This is a genomic window from Deinococcus metalli, assembly GCF_014201805.1.
Taxonomy (GTDB): Bacteria; Deinococcota; Deinococci; order Deinococcales; family Deinococcaceae; genus Deinococcus; species Deinococcus metalli.
Window position 1 is genome coordinate 775,807 of record NZ_JACHFK010000001.1, and the last position, 15,940, is coordinate 791,746.

Consider the following 15,940-nt stretch of genomic DNA (forward strand, 5'->3'; position numbering starts at 1 on the left):
TCGCATCCTCCATGCTGGAGGCATGCGCCGTCCCCCTGCTCGACTGACCGCCGGCCTGTTGGTGCTGCTCACCAGTTGCCAGCAGCTCAACTCGGCCGGACCGGGCCGCTACGCCGTGACGCTGGGCGCCGCGCGTTCCATTCCTGTCGCCGTGCCCTACACGGGCACGTGGACCGTGAGCGGCGTGCCAGCGTGGGTGAGCGTCAGCAAGACCGCCGGCTCCGGACCGATCTCGTTCACCCTGACGGCCGACCGGGGCGCGGGCACGCCCCTGGCCGCTGACGTGGACGAGTTGCGGGGCACCCTTACCGTGACCTGGACGGACCCTGGCGGCCGCACCGGCACCGTGCGCTGGCCGGTCAGCGCGGACGAATTCAAGTTAACGGGGCGGGTGAAGGCCGGCCCGGCCGTCCAGGGAACGGATGTGAGGGTCCGGGCCGTGCCGAACCAGCCGGTCCAGGCGGCCTCGCACGGCATGATCGTCACGTACCGGGCGGGTGCGGGTCTGGGTGCGCAGGGCGTGACGGCCCGGCCGGACCGGCGGGCGGCGGCCACGCTGTCGGCGCGGGGCCTCGCGGCCGGGGCGACCACCCGCCTGGGCGAGCGAAGCGCGGCCGTGCGCGTGGCGGACGTGGACGGCGCGCTGCGGGCCTTGCGGGCCGACCCGGCGGTCGAGTCGGTCACGGTCAACCGCGTGCTGCACACACAGGCCACCGCGCCGACGTTGGCCACGCCGGTCGAGCCGACGGACCAGTTCGCGCCGCTCCAGTGGGCGTATCGGCTGCTCGGGTACCCGGCCGTGTGGCGGGACATGCAGGACCATCCGTACACGAAGGCGGTCACGGTGGCGGTGGTGGACAGTGGCATCCGCTATGACCACCCGGATCTACAGGGGCGGCTGTGGACCCCGGGCGAGGGCGCCCTGGACGTGCTGGAGGCCACGGTGGACACCGCGGGCACCGGGAACGGCGACGGCGACGGCCCGGACACCGATCCGACAGACCCGTCCACGCCGGGCCGGACGGCCAGCAGCCACGGCACGCACGTGACGGGCATCATCGCGGCCCGCTGGGGCGACAACGGGGCCACTGCCGGGTGCGCGGCGTGCAGCCGCACCGGGGTGATCGGCGCGACGAACACCGCGAACGTGAAGGTGCTCCCGATCCGCGCGATCGACGCCGAGGGCAACACCGACATCGCCCAGGTGGCCGTGGCGGTGCGCTACGCGGCCGGGCTGCCGGTCACCCTGGACGGCACCACGTACACGAACCCACACCCGGCGCAGGTCATCAACCTCAGCCTGGGCGGCGCAATCGCCGCGGCCGAGGCGCAGCCCATGTGCGACGCCGTGACGGAGGCCACGTCGGCCGGTGCCCTGGTCGTCGCGGCGTCCGGGAACGGATACGGCACCACGCCGTACTACCCGGCCGCGTGCCCCGACGCGGTGGCGGTGTCAAGCGTCACGCTGTCTGGAGGAAGCGCGCCGCGCCGCGCCACGTACTCGAATGCCTACCCGCAGGTGCAGTTGGCCGCGCCCGGCGGCACGGACTACTTTCAGGACGCCACGTACTACAACGGCGCCCGCTGGGACCCGCGGGGCGACGGCAGCAGCGAGCCCTTCGTGGACGCCATCATCTCGACGGGCTGGGATTACACACGCAACGCCCCGAATTACGAGGTGGAGGCCGGCACCAGCCAGGCGGCGCCGCAGGTCTCGGCGCTGGCCGCCCTGCTGCTCAGCAAGGGCGTCACCACCGACGCGGCGTCCACCCTGGCACGGCTGACGGGCACCGCCACGGACCTGGGCGCGGCGGGCCGCGACGACGTGTTCGGCTACGGCATGATCAACCCGGTCGCGGCCCTGGGCGCTCCGCCGGTCAGCGACACGCTGGGGCTGCGTCTACAGGACGCGCTGGGCCGGGTCTTCCAGCCGAAGCTGGACGCGGTGGGCCGCTTCCAGGCCTACCTGGGCGACGGCACCTTCCGCGTGATCGGCGGCCGCGACCGCAACGCGAACGGCGTGTACGGCGAGCCCGGCGAGCCGGCCAGCGAGAAGACGGCGGTGCTCGGCGCCGACTCGCCGGCGGTGGACGTGGGCGACCTCACGCCCTGACAGTCGGCGCTCAGCCGTTCACGTCGATGACGGTGCGCCCCCGCACCCGGCCCGCCAGGATCTCGGGGGCGAGGGCCGGCAGCTCGCTCAGGCCGCGCACCTGGGTCACGGCGTCGAGGCGGCCGGCGGGCAGGTCGCGCGCCAGGCGCGTCCACGCGGCGCGGCGCCGGGGCATGGGGCACGTCACCGAGTCGATGCCCAGCAGGTTCACGCCGCGCAGGATCAGCGGGAAGACGCTGGTCTGAAGCGTGCTCCCGCCGGCCAGACCGCACACCGCGAGACTGCCGTGGGTGCGCGTTGAGGCATAGGCCGCCGCCAGCGTGGTCCCGCCCACGGTGTCCACCACGCCCGCCCAGCGCTCCTTCTCCAGCGGTCGGGTCAGGGCGGTCAGGTCGTCGCGGCCGATCACGGTCGCCGCGCCGAGCGACTTGAGGTACTCGGTCTCCTCTGTCCGGCCGGTGCTGGCCGTGACCGTGTGTCCGGCCGCCGAGAGCAGCGCCACGGCGGTGCTGCCCACGCCGCCGGCGGCGCCCGTGACGAGCACCTCGCCGTCGCCCGGCGTCAGGCCGTGGTCCTCGAGGGCCAGGACGGCCAGCATGGCGGTGAAGCCGGCGGTCCCGATGCCCATGGCCCACGCCGCGTCGGTGCCGTCTGGCTGCGGCACCAGCCACTGCGACTGCACCCGCGCGAGGGTGGCGTAGCCGCCGTCCTGCCGCTCCCCGATGCCCCAGCCGGTCAGGATCACCGGCGCGCCCGGCGCGTGGGTGCCCGTGTCATCGTGCAGAACGGTGCCCGCGAGGTCGATGCCAGGGGTCATCGGGTACGTGCGGAGCACGCCGGGCCGGCCGGCCACCGCCAGACCGTCCTTGTAGTTCAGGCTGGAGTGCGTGACGCGCACGAGCGTGTCCCCGGCCGGGAGATCGGCCGTCGGCACGGTCTGGAGGTCGGCGTGGATGCCGTGGTCGTCCTTGTGGACGCGCAGGGCGCGGAACGAGTCTGGGATGGGCACGGTCATGAGGAGCCTCCACGGCACGGAACGCAGGAACGGGGTGTGCAGGCAAGGTAGCGTGTTCGGGATCGGGCGGAGGGCTGATGAATGGAGGGACCCCGACGCGCGGGCTGTCCCTGGAGGTGGAACACGCCGGCCGCCACGCCGCGGCGTGATACACTGCTCGCCGTCATGGAGCCTCCGAGTACTGGCTCTTCAAGATCGCCCGGTGAACACCGCCTCAGGGCGGCGTTTTTGCTGTGGTGCCCACACGTTCCATCTCTTCCGGTCGCCGACGCGACGCCGCTGATGCGGGCGCGGGCAGCATGTGCCATGCGGACGGCCGGGGCGCGAGGACGGAGCGCGCCCATACATGAATGACTACATAGGACTTCTCGCCCTGCTGGTGCTGGTGCTGCTCAACGGCTATTTCGTGGCCGTGGAATATGCCCTGGTCAGCGTGAGACGCACTCGTATCGACCAACTGGTCGAGGAGGGCAACGCCACGGCCAGAGCCGTGCAGAAGGTGCTGGGCCGCCTCGACCTGTACATCGCGGCGGTGCAGCTGGGCGTGTCGATGATGAGCCTGCTGATCGGCTTCGTGTCGGAACCCGCCATTGAACACCTCGCCGAGCCGCTGTTCGTTCAGGCGGGCCTGCCCGAGGCGTACCAGCGCCCGGCCGCGTTCACGCTGGCGTTCATCCTGGCGACCACGTTCCACATCGTGCTGGGTGAACTCGTGCCGAAATCGGCGGCGTTGCAGCGCAGCGAGCAGCTGTCTCTGACGCTGGTGCGCCCGCTGGTCGCGTTCACGGCCGTGTTCCGGCCGGTCATCCTGGGCCTGAACTCGCTGGGCGGTGGGGTGCTGCGCCTGCTGGGGCTCAAGGCGGTGGCCGGGCACCACACGGCGTATTCGGAAGAGGAGATCCGCATGATCGTCTCGGCGTCCAGCCAGGAAGGCGTGCTGGAGGACTCCGAGAAGGAACTGGTGTACAACGTCTTCGACCTCTCGGACACCACCGTGCGCGAGATCATGACGCCGCGCGTGGACATGGTCGTGGTGGACGGCGCGTCTCCCCTGCGCCGGCTGCTGGAACTGAACACCGAGCACGCGTACTCGCGGGTGCCGGTCTTTCAGGACACGGCCGACAACATCGTGGGCATCGCGCACACCAGCGACATGCTGGCGCACCTGGGCGAGCTCGACCACATCACCATCGCGGACGTCATGCGGCCGGTGTTCTTCGTGCCGGAGGGCATGAAGATCAAGGACCTGCTCGCCAAGATGCGTGAGAAGAAGAGCCACCTGAGCATCGTGGTGGACGAGTTCGGCGGCACGACCGGCCTGGTCACGCTGGAGGACGCCCTGGAGGAGATCGTCGGCGAGATCTACGACGAGACCGACGAGGAGGAGCAGCCTCAGATCGAGATTCTCGGCGAGGGCCGCTACCTGATGGACGGCAGCCTGACCATCCACGAGGTCGAGGAGCGCCTTGCCACCGACATCGAGGACGGCGACGCCGAGTACGACACCCTGGCGGGCTTCATGACCAACCACTTCGGCGACATTCCCGAGATCGGGCAGACCTTCACCCAGGCCGGCTGGGCCTTCACGGTCCACGACGCCGATCAGCGCCGCGTCACGCGGGTGCTGGTGGAGCGGCAGGCGGCCCACGCGGACGAACCCCTGGAACTCGAAACGGCGGAACAATGAACAAGGCAACCGACAATGCGCTGGGCGTCCAGCCCGATCCCCACCTCCTCGACCTCGCGCGCGCGGCCTTTGCCCGGGCGTACGCGCCGTACAGCCGCTTCCACGTGGGGGCCGCGCTGCGCACGCCGGACGGTCAGGTGTTCCAGGGCGTGAACGTGGAAAACGCCAGCTACGGCCTGGGCCGCTGCGCCGAGCAGAGCGCCGTGCAGGCCATGGCGAGCGCCGGGGCGCGCTCGTTCACCGACATCGTGGTGTATTCGGAGGCCACGCCGCCGGCCAGTCCGTGCGGGGCCTGCCGGCAGGTGCTGTTCGAGTTCGCGCCGGACGCCCTCGTGGTGTGCGTGAACCAGCACGGCGACATCGTCAGCGGCTACGTGAGGGACTTCCTGCCGCACGGCTTCCGGCTGGAGCAGCGGGACGAGGGGCACGAGGTCGGCACGCCGTAGAGCGCCGCTGAACACGGAACAAGGGGAGGCCAGAGCGGCTCTCCCCTGTTGCATGTACGTTGTCCTCTGGACCGTCCGCTCAGTCGTGGGCGGCAGCGGGTTCCCGGTGGCCGAACTGCTGGGCCTCGGTGCTGCCGGCCAGGGCGGTGGTGCTGCTGTGGCCGCCGCCGGCTGCCTGGGCGACCAGATCGAAGTACCCGGTACCGACCTCGCGCTGGTGCTTGACGGCCGTGAACCCGCGCTCCTGGGCAGCGAATTCCTTCTCCTGAAGGTCGACGAAGGACTTCATCTGGTTGCGGGCGTAACCGTAGGCGAGTTCGAACATGCTGTGGTTCAGGCTGTGAAAGCCGGCCAGGGTGATGAACTGGAACTTGTAGCCCAGCTTCCCGAGTTCCACCTGGAATTTTTCGATGGTCTCGTCGTCGAGGTTCTTCTTCCAGTTGAAGCTGGGCGAGCAGTTGTACGCCAGCAGTTTGCCCGGGAACCTGGCGTGCACAGCCTCGGCAAAGCGCCGGGCGTCCTCCAGGTTGGGCACGCTGGTCTCGCACCACAGCACGTCGGCGTAGGGCGCATACGCCAGCGCGCGGCTGATCGCCTGCTCGATGCCGGGCCGGACGTAGTAGAAGCCCTCGGGCGTGCGCTCGCCGGTGCAGAAGGGCTTGTCGTTGTCGTCGACGTCGCTGGTCAGCAGGTTCGCTGCGTCGGCGTCGGTGCGGGCGATCAGCACCGTGGGCACGCCGGACACGTCGGCGGCGAGGCGGGCCGCGTTCAGGGTGCGGATGAACTGCGACGTCGGGACGAGCACCTTGCCGCCGAGGTGGCCGCACTTCTTCTCGCTGGCGAGCTGATCCTCGAAGTGCACGCCGGCCGCGCCCGCCTCGATCATCGCCTTCATCAGCTCGAAGGCGTTCAGCGGGCCGCCGAAACCCGCCTCGGCGTCCGCGACGATCGGCACGAGGTAGTCGATATCGGCGCGGCCCTCGCTGTGCTGGATCTGATCCGCGCGGCGCAGGGTGTTGTTGATGCGCTTCACGACGTCCGGCACGCTGCTGGCCGGGTACAGGCTCTGGTCCGGGTACATCTGCCCGGCGTTGTTCGCGTCGCCGGCGACCTGCCACCCGGACAGGTAGATGGCCTTCAGGCCAGCCTTGACCTGCTGCATGGCCTGGTTGCCGGTCAGGGCTCCCAGGGCGTTCACGAAGGGCTCATCCTTCATCGAGCGCCACAACTTGTTGGCGCCGTGCCGGGCGAGCGTGTGCTCGATGGGCAGGCTGCCGCGCAGCTTCACGACATCGTCGGCGCTGTAGTTGCGCTGCACACCCTGCCAGCGGTCTTCGGTCTGCCAGGTCTTCTGAAGGATCTCGGCGGGCGTGCGGGGAGTGGGGGTCATGCAGTCCTCCATGGGGTGTGAGGGCCGATCCTCACCAGGAGCGGTGGGGAGCGGGCCGGGCCGGGAGCCTCGGTGGGTGGGCTGGTGACGACAGTGTGCGGCCTGTTAAGGACCGATGGTGATGGTGTACTGTCAGGCCGGACAACGACACCAGTTATTCAGGTACACCAGCAAAGCCCGACGAGCCGGCACAGAGGCGCTGGCATATCATATCCAATTTTGTGTATCTCGGAGCCGCGTGTGAGGCATACTCGCTGAGAGCACAACGTCATCCCCGCAGCCAGTCGCTCAGGATCTTCTCGAAGGCCTCGTGGTGGTCGTGGTGGTACAGCAGGCCGTGGAAACCGGCTCGATTCGCGGCGTCGATGTTCTCCTGCACGTCATCCACGAAGGCCACCTGCGCGGCCGGCAGGCCCATCGCCGTCTCCAGCGCTGCGAACGACTCCGGCGAGGGCTTCTTGTGCCCTAGTTCATTGCTGAACACCAGCGCGTCGAAGCGGCCGAAGCGCGGATCGCGCCGCAGATGGTCACTGACTACGGGGTAGTTGTTGCTCAGCAGGCCGACCCGGACGTGGGCGGGCAGGGCCGCCAGGGTGTCGTACATGGGCGCATTGTCGTGGATGCTGCCGAGGTACAGCGGCTCGAAGTCCTCGTACGGCAGGGCGACACCGGTCTCGGAGCGCAGCACGTCCCAGAAGTGCGGAAGCGACCACGCCCCGACCTCCAGCTGCCGCACGTGGCGGAAGTAGCTGTCGCGCACGCGCTCCACGGGAATGCCGCTGCGGTCCGCGACGTTCTGGGTGCTGCGGCCATCGAAGGTGCCCACGGTGAACACGCCGCCCCAGTCGAAGGCGACGTGACGGGTGCCGGTTGCTGCGTCGGTCATGCGCGCCATTCTCCCGGATGGGGCGGGCGGGGCCGGCGCCGCTGTTCAGACCGTCCGCCCGCTCACGCCAGCCGGACGCCCAGCAGCAGGCCCCGGCGCTCCCACGCCCGCAGGTTCAGGGCGTACAGTGCCTGCCACGGTTCCCACCACGGCGCGTCGGCCGGCAGGCGCCGCGTGCGGCCGTGCCGCAGCACATGTGCCGCATGCTGTTCCAGCAGTTCACGGCCACCGAGTCCCGCTTGGACGTGGACGTCCACCTCCTCGCTGGGGGCAGGGACCAGTCCGGCCGGACGGTTGCCGGTGAGGACGCCCGCGCTGCCGCTCGCGTCGTCCTTCAGCCACGTCAGCACCTGCACGCCCACGCCGGCCGCGGGTTCCAGCTCGTTCCAGCGCAGCAGCACGGCGGTGTCCTGGCCCAGGGTATAGGGCCGCACCCACAGGCCGCCGGGTTCCTGCCGCCACGTGCCGCCCGCCTCGACCGCGCCGGCTGCGACCAGGGCCGCCGCGTGCTGGGCGATTGCGCGCGTCAGCTCGGGCGTGCTGCCGGGGACGCCGTCGCCCTGGAGCACCACGTCCAGGCGGTCCGGCAGCGCGGGACCAGGTAGGTGCCGGCCCGCCAGCCGCGCCCGGCTCACATCCGGCAGGACGGCCAGGGCCCGGTCGGCACCCAGGAGCGCCTGCAGCTCCTCGTCGGTGAGACCCGCCAGGTTCAGCGTGAACGGCACGGCCCCAGAATACCCGGCGGGCCGCGCGCGGAGGGGACGGACGCCCGGGCCGGCCCATCTATACTCGGCACGATGACTGCCAGCAACACCTCCAGCGGCACGTACGTGGCCGACGTCCAGGCCGTCGCGGACGCCATATCCGGCCACGCCGGCCCGCTGGTCCTCCTCTCGCACGAAAACCCGGACGGCGACGCCCTGGGCAGCGTGCTGGGCCTGGCCCGCGCGCTGCGCTCCGTGGGCCGCGACGTGATCGCCCCCATGACCCCGCCGCGCTACCTGACCTTCGTGACCCGCCCCGGCGAGGTGCAGCCTCCGTTGGACGCCTTCCCGGCCCGGGCCATGGCGGTCGTGCTGGACGTGGACAACAACGATCCGGTGCGGGTGGCCGGCGCGCCGCTGGGCACCTTCGACGGGCCGGTGGTCAACATCGACCACCACGGCACCAACCTGCGCCGGGCCACCGCCGGCGTCGTCGATCCGGCCCGCCCGGCCACCGCCATGATGGTCGCGGACGTGATCGACGCCCTGGGCCTGCCGTGGACGGCCGACGTCGCCACGCCGCTGATGCTGGGCCTGAACACCGACACCGGCAGTTTCCGGTTCAGCAGCGTCACGCCCGAGACCTTCGGGTGCGCTGGTCGCCTGCTGGCCCACGGCGCTAGGCTGGCGTGGTTGAACGACGAGCTGGGTCAGCACCCGCACAGCTACTACACACTGCTGCGCGAGGTCCTCGGCACCCTGGAATTCCAGCACGGCGGACGGGTGGTGCTGGCCCGCGTGGACGACGCCATGCTGGCGCGCACCGGGGCCACCTGGGAGGACGTCGAGTCCTACGTGAGCCTGCTCCGTAGCGCCGAGGGCGCGCAGCTTGCGGTGATGGTCAAGGACTTCGGTGAGCGCGTGAAGCTGTCGCTGCGCTCGCGGCGCGGCGTGAGCGCGCAGAACGTCGCGCTCGCGCTGGGCGGCGGAGGGCACGTGGCCGCCGCCGGCGCGAGCGTGGCAGAACCGTGGACAGCCGTGCGGGAGCGGCTGGACGCCGCGATCCGCACAGAACTCGACCGGGCAGACGGCGCAGAGGGCTGATCAGGGCGTGGGGGCCAGCACCGCGTCGATACCAGCGTTGATCCATGCGAAGGCCCGGCGGGTCTGCGGCATCGTGTACGTCTGGTCCGAACCCTGCTGCATGAAGGCGTACACCACCCGGCGCCCGTCCTTGAGTTCGACATACCCGCTGTAGGTCAGGACGCGCCAGCCGTTGCCGCCCTTGCCGCCGAACCCCTGCACGCGGCCCTGGCGCTGCACCTTCAGGGCGGAGCGGCCGTAGCCGAGCGCCATCACCTCGCGCTGCCATGAGGCGGCACGGGTGGACAGCCCCGATCTCAGGAACTCGGCCGCCACCAGCGTCCCGAACTCGTACGGCGTGGAGATGTTCATGCTCCGCAGCGTGAGGTCCGGGTCGTAGCGGTGGTCGAAGTAATCGTCGAGCTTGCGCTGCACGTAGTCCGCGCGGTAGCGGCGGGCGTCCGCGTCGATCTGCTGCGCCAGTCGGGCCCGCTCCGCGCCCCGGGCGCCGGCCCAGCGCTGCGTGCCGTTCATGGTGGCCGACAGTCCGGCCTCGGCCACCCACCAGTCCTTGGTGGGCAGGATCAAGCGCGTGCGGCACAGGCCCAGGCCATCGGCCACGTCCTGCACGCTCTGGAGGCCCACCTGCCGGTGCAGGATGTCGGCGGCGGTGTTGTCGCTGTTGCGGATCATCCGCACCGACAGCTCCTTCACATTCGTGCCGTCGAAGGGGTACGCGCCGAGCGACTGGTTCTCGCGGGTCACGTCGAAGCGCTGGGTGGGCGAGATGCGCCCGGCGTCGAAGGCGCGCAGCAGCGCCCACAGCACCGCCTGCTTGTACGTGCTGGCCAGCGGAAACACGCTGTCCGGGTTGGTGCCCACGGCGCGCAGCGGCGCCAGGGTCGCCGGATCAACCACCGCCACCCACAGCCCCAGCCGGCCACTCAGCGGCAGCGGCGGGGCCGGCGCCTTCGCCACGGCAGGCGCCGCCTCCAGGCAGCCGTCGGCCCGGCGGCGCAGCGGCGCAGGGGGCACGCTCACCGGGGCCGGCGTCTCCAGCTTCGGCAGCACCAGATCCGCGTGGGGCGACGGCTGGCCGGCCTTGCGGCACCCGGCCAGCAGCGCCGCCACGACCAGCAGTCCCGCGACGATCCGGGTGGGCGGGACCGGGCGCTTCACCGCGTCAGGGCGTGACGGGTTCGAGGGCCACACCCATGGCCCCCGGGCCGGCGTGCGTCGCCACGACCGCTCCGATCGCGTGCTCGCCCAGGTCGTCGAAGGCCACGCCGCTCAGGCCGGCGCGCACCTCGTGCAGGAAGACCTCACCGCCCACGGTGTACAGAAACGCCGCGCGCACGGCCCCGTACTTCGCCGCGTACGCCCGGACATGGTCCACGAGGTCCTGCACGGCCTTCTTGTGCCCGCGCACCCGGCCGCCGGACTCCACGCGGCCCCCACGCACCACCAGGATTGGCTTGATGTTCAGCAGGCTCCCCAGCAGCGCCTGCGCGCCCCCGATCCGCCCGTTGATCCGCAGGAAATCCAGGGTATCCACGGTGAACCGCAGGTCGGCTTTCGGGGCAACACGATCCAGCTCGGCCACGATGTCCGCGACACTGCGGCCGGCGCCTGCGAGTTCCGCCGCCCGGATCACGCGCATCCCCAGGCCCATGCTCACGGACTGGGTGTCCACCACCGTCACCTTGCCGCCGAACTCCTGCGCGGCGAGCCGGGCGCTGCCGACCGTGCCGGACAGCTGCCCGCTGATGTGGATGCTCATCACCTCGTCCGCCCCCTGCAGCGCGCGCGCATACGCGGCCGCGAACTCTGCCGGGCTGGGCTGGGAGGTGCTCGGCGTCTTCTTTCCGGCCTTCAGCCCCGCGAACAGATCCGGCGGCGTGATCTCCAGGCCGTCCTTGTGCATCTTGCCGTCGAACAGCACGTAGAGGGGCACGCTCTCCACCCCGTATTGCGCGCACAGGTGCGGACTGAGGTCACTCGTCGAGTCGGTGACGATGGCGATGGTCATTCCCTGATACTACCGTGACACGCTCAGGAGTTCTTTTTCGGCACCCACTTCTTCCGGCCGCCCGTGCCCGGCTCGCTGGTGGCGCTCTGCCCTTCCTCCAGCGTGTTCTCGCCCACGTGCTGCAGGTGGACGTGCTCCGTGATCGGCTCGGGAGCGGCCTCGGCCGGAGTGGGAGGAGTTGGCGCGGTGTCCTCTGGAACCGAGGCCTTCGGCGTCCACTTCTTCCGGGCGGGCGTTGATGGCTCTGCGGCAGGAGCGGGCGCGGCGCTCGCCTCCACCTGGGTATCCGCCGTGGGCGCAGATGTGGCTGGCGGCACCGCGTCCGCCACCGCTGGACTCTGCGCTCCGGCTTTTGGTGTCCACTTCTTCCGTTCGATCGGAGTGGAGTCGAGAGGCACTGCCTCCGCTGGAGTGGGTGCCGGCACCGCGGACGCCTCCGGTTCAACGTGGACGGCTTCGGACAGCTCGACGGTGCTAGGCGTGGGCTGAGCTGCACTGGCGGCCTTGGCGCCGGGCGACCACTTCTTGCGCTCGGCAGGCGCCGGGGCGGCGGTGACGGCACCCTCCTCTGTGGGCGGTGCGACTTCCGGTGGGACCGGCGTCTCGGCAGCTTTCGCTTTCGGCGCCCACGCCTTGCGGGCGGGGGGCTCAACCGGCACCGTGGGCGCAGGCTCTGACACGACTGGAGCGGGATTCACGTCGTCGGACGTCGCCTTACCCTTGGGAGACCACGCCTTGCGGGCGGGTGCAGCTTCATCTGATGCGGGACTCGCCGCGCTCACGTCATCCGTGGCCGTCGGTGCGGGAGCGGCTTCGGGCGCGGCTGGCGACACGTCGTCCTGCGAAACCGTCGATCCCGCCTTCGGCTTCCAGCTCTTGCGGGCGGTGGTTTCCGGATGTGCGGCCTGGCCTTCTGGCTGGATGTCGGGGTTCTGGGTGGGGCTGCCCGGCTGCGCGTTGATGACGTCGGCGCTGGTCTCGCCCACCACGGCGGCGGGCGCGTTCGCCGCGGGCGTGTCCCCGGTGCGTTCCATCGGCATCTGCGCATTGGGGGCGCTGGCGACCTCCGGCTGCTCCAGCGGCGTGGCGTCCGGTGAGGGGCCGGTGGGCTGCACAGCGGTGCCGTCGGCGCGGTGGACGCTTTCCAGCAGAAGTTCCGCGACGTCCTTCACCACGATGTCGTCGCGTTTCTGCTTCTCGGGGGTGGAGTTCAGCATGGCCTTGCAGAAGGGGCAGCCCACAGCCAGCACCTTCCCTGGCGTGACGTGGCCGGTCTGCTCGTACTCGGCGCTGGCAGCCTTCGCGCCGTCCAGGCGGGCCTGGATCTCGCGGAAACGGTTGTCCGAGACGCGCTCGCGGCCCTCCTCTTCTTCCTTCCAGAACTGCGCGCCGCCCGCACCGCAGCAGAACGAGTTCGCGCGGCCGCGTTCAAGTTCCAGCACCTCGCCGGCCATCTGGGTGATCAGGGTGCGCGGCGCGTCGTACACGCCGTTGTGGCGGCCGAGGTAGCACGGGTCGTGGTATGTGACGTTCTCGTCCAGCTGCGCCAGCGGCAACTTGCCGGCCGCGACCAGCGTTTCCAGATACTCGGTGTGGTGGATGGTGCGGTAGTCCCCGCCGAGCTGCCGGTACTCGTTGCCGATGGCGTTCATGCAGTGCGGGCAGGTGGCGACGATCAGCTTGGGCGCGACCGTGTTGAGCGTCTCGACGTTCTCCTGGGCGAGCGACTGATACAGGAACTCGTTGCCGGAGCGCCGCGCCGAGTCGCCGGTGCATGCCTCCTTCTTGCCGAGCACCGCGTAGTTCACGCCCGCCTTGTCGAGGAGCTGCACGAAGCTGCGCGCGACCTTCTGAGCGCCGGGATCGTAGCTGGCCGCGCAGCCGACCCAGTACACGACGTCCGGTTCGGGGTTCTCGTCGATGGTGGGCACGCGCAGACCCTCGGCCCAGTCCAGGCGCTTGTCACGCGAGATGCCCCACGGGTTGCTGGCGCGTTCCATGCCGCGGAAGGCCGTCTGGAGCTGCGGGGGGAACTCGCCCGCGACCATCACCTGATGACGGCGGATGTCCACGATGTCGAGCATCTGTTCGTCCTGCACGGGGCAGACCTGCATGCACGCGCCGCAGGTGGTGCACGCCCACACCGACTCCTCGTTGATGGCGTATTCGAGCAGCGGGTGGGCGGTGCTCGCGCCGGACTCGAAGGGCGCGGGCCGCAGCGTGAAGGGGCTGGGGTGCGCCGCGATCACGTTGAGTTCCATGCGCTTGTTGATCTCCAGTGCGGCGGGGGACAGCGCCTTGCCGGTCGCGTTCGCCGGGCACACGTCCTGGCAGCGGTTGCACTGGATGCACGCGTAGGCGTCCAGCAGGCGGGGCCACTCCAGTTCCTCCAGCTTCTCCACGCCCAGGCGCGGCTCCTCGGCCTCCATCGCCTCCGCGAGGCCCTTCATGGGCGGCAGGACGCCGCTGCCCACCGGGCGTTTCAGGGCGTAGTTCAGGGGGGCCATGAAAATGTGGATGTGCTTGGTGTACGGGAAGTACGCCAGGAAGGCCAGCACGCTGCCGAGCGCGCCCCAGTACCCGAAGAGCCGCCAGCCCTGGAGGGCCGACTCGGACACGCCGCCGAACAGGACGTGACCGACGGCCGTGCTGAAGGGCTGGAAGGCGTCGCCGCCCTCCTGCACGACCTTCGCGGCGTTGCCGAGCACGCGGCTGCCCACATGGAAGGTGATGAACGCCGACACGATCACGCTGTCTCGCAGGATGTAGTTGGCCCGGAGCAGCGGGTGCAGCAGCGTCTTCTCGGTGAAGCGGAAGTCGCGTCTGGAGGGCAGGAACAGTCGCCGCACGACCAGGCTGATCACGCCCACGAGCACCAGGAAACTCAGGACGTCGGCCAGGACGTTGTACAGCGCGAACAGCGGAGTGGCGGCACTGTCGATGTGGAAGTTCAGATAGCCTTCCAGGCCGTCCACGACGTTCACCAGCAGGTAGTACACGAAGCCGTAGAAGATGAAGGCGTGCAGCGTGCTGATCACGGTGCGCCGCCGGAACGTGCGCTCCTGCGTCAGCGTGACGCGCAGGGCCGTCAGCACGCGCTGCACCGGCTGGTCAAAGCGGGATTCGCTGGCGCCGGCGCCGCGCGCCACGCGCCGGTACAGGCGATAGAAGCCCCACAGTCCGAGGAGTCCGGCGGCGAGGGCGAACACGAAGAACAGGACTTTGTGGGACAGGGGCAGCACGGGACGTCTCCTTGGAGTGGGGAGGGCGGGCAAAACTTGAACTGGGTTCAAGTATAACGGGGTCGGCACGTCCACGGGGCCGGGCCGTCTCCCCGTGCCACACAGCAGGAAGTGGGGCCAGCATACGCGCAGCCCCAGTGAACCCACCGCCGCGCGTCACGGCGCCGCGGAACTCGGCCGCGCTACGCTCGTACCCGACCACGCGGCAGATGGCCGCCCCGCACCCGAAGGAGACCGCCCTTGAGCCTCACCCCTACCGAACTGCAGTCGTACCTCTCCGCCCTCGTCACGGGCGAGCTGAACCTCTCCACCATGATCTGGGGCCCGCCCGGCGTCGGCAAGAGCAGCGTCGTGGCCCAGGTCGCCGCGAAACACGGCCTGGATTTCGTGGACGTCCGCCTGTCGCAGCTCGCCCCGACCGACCTGCGCGGCCTGCCGGTGCCGGAAGCCGACGGGCAGGGCAGCGGCACGTCCCGGTGGTATCCGCCGGACTTCCTGCCGCGCGGCGGCCACGGCATCCTGTTTCTGGACGAGGTGAACATGGCGCCGCCCACCATGCAGGGCATGGCGCAGCAGCTCATCCTCGACCGCAAGGTGGGTAGCTACGAGCTGCCGGAGGGCTGGTTCGTGTGGGCTGCCGGCAACCGCAAGGAAGACCGCGCCAGCGTGTTCGACATGCCCGCGCCGCTCGCCAACCGCTTCCTGCACCTGACCGTGCGGCCGGACTTCGACTCGTGGCGCACCTACGCGCTGGGCCGGAGCCTGCACGAGCACGTGATCGCGTTCCTGACCTTCCGGCCGGAACTGCTGTGGCGCCTGGACCCGCAGCAGCCGGCATGGCCCAGTCCCCGCGCGTGGGAGATGGCCTCGCGGCTGCACCGCGCCGGCCTGGACGCTGCGCCCGCCATTGGAGAGGCGGCCGGGGCCGAGTTCAGCGCCTTCGTGCGCCTGTACGAACAGCTTCCGGACCTGGGCATCGTGCTGGAGGGCCGCGGCGCGGGCCTGCGCCTGCCGGACGAGCCCAGCGTGCGCTACGCCGCCGTGGTCGGCCTCGCCGCCCGCGCCAGCACCGCCGACGAGGCGTACCACGCCTTCACGTGGCTGGCGAACGCCGCCGGCCCCGAGTGGCTGCAACTGTATGTCGCCACGCTGGTGAGCAAGTTCCAGGCCATCGGCCAGCTCGCGGACCTCGCCGCGCTGGTCGGCCGCGACGAGCGCCTGGCGACGCTGGTGCAGGGCACGCTGGAGCTCACGGAGGGCGGGTGAGGAAGGAAAAAAGATGGAGGATGGAGGATAGGAAAAACCCGTCCTGTCGATCCTCCATCCTCCATCCTCCATCCTCGCC

General features: G+C 70.5%; 12 protein-coding genes. 5 read left to right on the forward strand and 7 right to left on the reverse strand.

Going from position 1 to position 15,940, the window contains the following annotated elements:
* The first annotated feature begins 22 nt into the window (after positions 1 to 22).
* On the forward strand, positions 23 to 2,113 hold the full coding sequence (locus tag HNQ07_RS03775; RefSeq protein WP_184109533.1) for a S8 family serine peptidase: 2,091 nt from the start codon (positions 23 to 25) through the stop codon (positions 2,111 to 2,113).
* A gap of 10 nt (positions 2,114 to 2,123) precedes the next feature.
* Here the strand turns inward: HNQ07_RS03775 and HNQ07_RS03780 are convergent, their stop codons facing one another.
* Positions 2,124 to 3,128, reverse strand: coding sequence for an MDR family oxidoreductase (locus tag HNQ07_RS03780; protein WP_184109534.1), 1,005 nt, complete (start codon positions 3,126 to 3,128; stop codon positions 2,124 to 2,126).
* A 346-nt stretch (positions 3,129 to 3,474) separates the two neighbouring features.
* On the opposite strand from HNQ07_RS03780, the gene HNQ07_RS03785 reads away from it, so the two are divergent.
* Entirely contained in the window at positions 3,475 to 4,815 is a 1,341-nt protein-coding gene (locus HNQ07_RS03785) for a hemolysin family protein (protein WP_184109535.1), read from the forward strand.
* Positions 4,812 to 5,261, forward strand: coding sequence for a cytidine deaminase (gene cdd / locus HNQ07_RS03790; protein ID WP_184109536.1), 450 nt, complete (start codon positions 4,812 to 4,814; stop codon positions 5,259 to 5,261). The genes HNQ07_RS03785 and cdd overlap by 4 nt, the downstream gene beginning before the upstream one ends.
* Before the next feature lie 79 nt (positions 5,262 to 5,340).
* Here the strand turns inward: cdd and aceA are convergent, their stop codons facing one another.
* From aceA to HNQ07_RS03805, 3 genes are all read right to left on the reverse strand, one after another.
* Complete coding sequence (gene aceA, locus HNQ07_RS03795) at positions 5,341 to 6,651, reverse strand: isocitrate lyase (RefSeq protein WP_184109537.1); 1,311 nt, start codon at positions 6,649 to 6,651, stop codon at positions 5,341 to 5,343.
* 268 nt (positions 6,652 to 6,919) lie between these two features.
* Positions 6,920 to 7,537, reverse strand: a complete 618-nt coding sequence (locus HNQ07_RS03800) for an HAD family hydrolase (protein ID WP_184109538.1) — start codon at positions 7,535 to 7,537, stop codon at positions 6,920 to 6,922.
* Positions 7,538 to 7,599: 62 nt separating this feature from the next.
* Positions 7,600 to 8,262 carry a hypothetical protein gene (locus tag HNQ07_RS03805; RefSeq protein ID WP_184109539.1) on the reverse strand — a complete coding sequence of 221 codons (663 nt, stop codon included), beginning with the start codon at positions 8,260 to 8,262 and terminating at the stop codon, positions 7,600 to 7,602.
* 72 nt (positions 8,263 to 8,334) lie between these two features.
* Here HNQ07_RS03805 and HNQ07_RS03810 point away from each other — a divergent pair, with 72 nt between their 5' ends.
* Positions 8,335 to 9,345, forward strand: coding sequence for a DHH family phosphoesterase (locus tag HNQ07_RS03810; RefSeq protein WP_184109540.1), 1,011 nt, complete (start codon positions 8,335 to 8,337; stop codon positions 9,343 to 9,345).
* On the opposite strand, the gene HNQ07_RS03815 is transcribed toward HNQ07_RS03810, so the two are convergent.
* From HNQ07_RS03815 to HNQ07_RS03825, 3 genes are read right to left on the reverse strand one after another with little or no spacing between them, the layout of a single operon-like run.
* Positions 9,346 to 10,503 carry a serine hydrolase gene (locus HNQ07_RS03815; protein ID WP_373297928.1) on the reverse strand — a complete coding sequence of 386 codons (1,158 nt, stop codon included), beginning with the start codon at positions 10,501 to 10,503 and terminating at the stop codon, positions 9,346 to 9,348.
* 4 nt (positions 10,504 to 10,507) lie between these two features.
* Positions 10,508 to 11,353 carry a DegV family protein gene (locus HNQ07_RS03820; RefSeq protein WP_184109541.1) on the reverse strand — a complete coding sequence of 282 codons (846 nt, stop codon included), beginning with the start codon at positions 11,351 to 11,353 and terminating at the stop codon, positions 10,508 to 10,510.
* A gap of 23 nt (positions 11,354 to 11,376) precedes the next feature.
* Positions 11,377 to 14,595 carry a heterodisulfide reductase-related iron-sulfur binding cluster gene (locus HNQ07_RS03825; protein WP_184109542.1) on the reverse strand — a complete coding sequence of 1,073 codons (3,219 nt, stop codon included), beginning with the start codon at positions 14,593 to 14,595 and terminating at the stop codon, positions 11,377 to 11,379.
* Positions 14,596 to 14,835: 240 nt separating this feature from the next.
* On the opposite strand from HNQ07_RS03825, the gene HNQ07_RS03830 reads away from it, so the two are divergent.
* Positions 14,836 to 15,861: an ATP-binding protein gene (locus HNQ07_RS03830; RefSeq protein WP_184109543.1), complete on the forward strand. Its 1,026-nt coding sequence runs from the start codon at positions 14,836 to 14,838 to the stop codon at positions 15,859 to 15,861.
* The last annotated feature ends 79 nt before the right edge of the window (positions 15,862 to 15,940 follow it).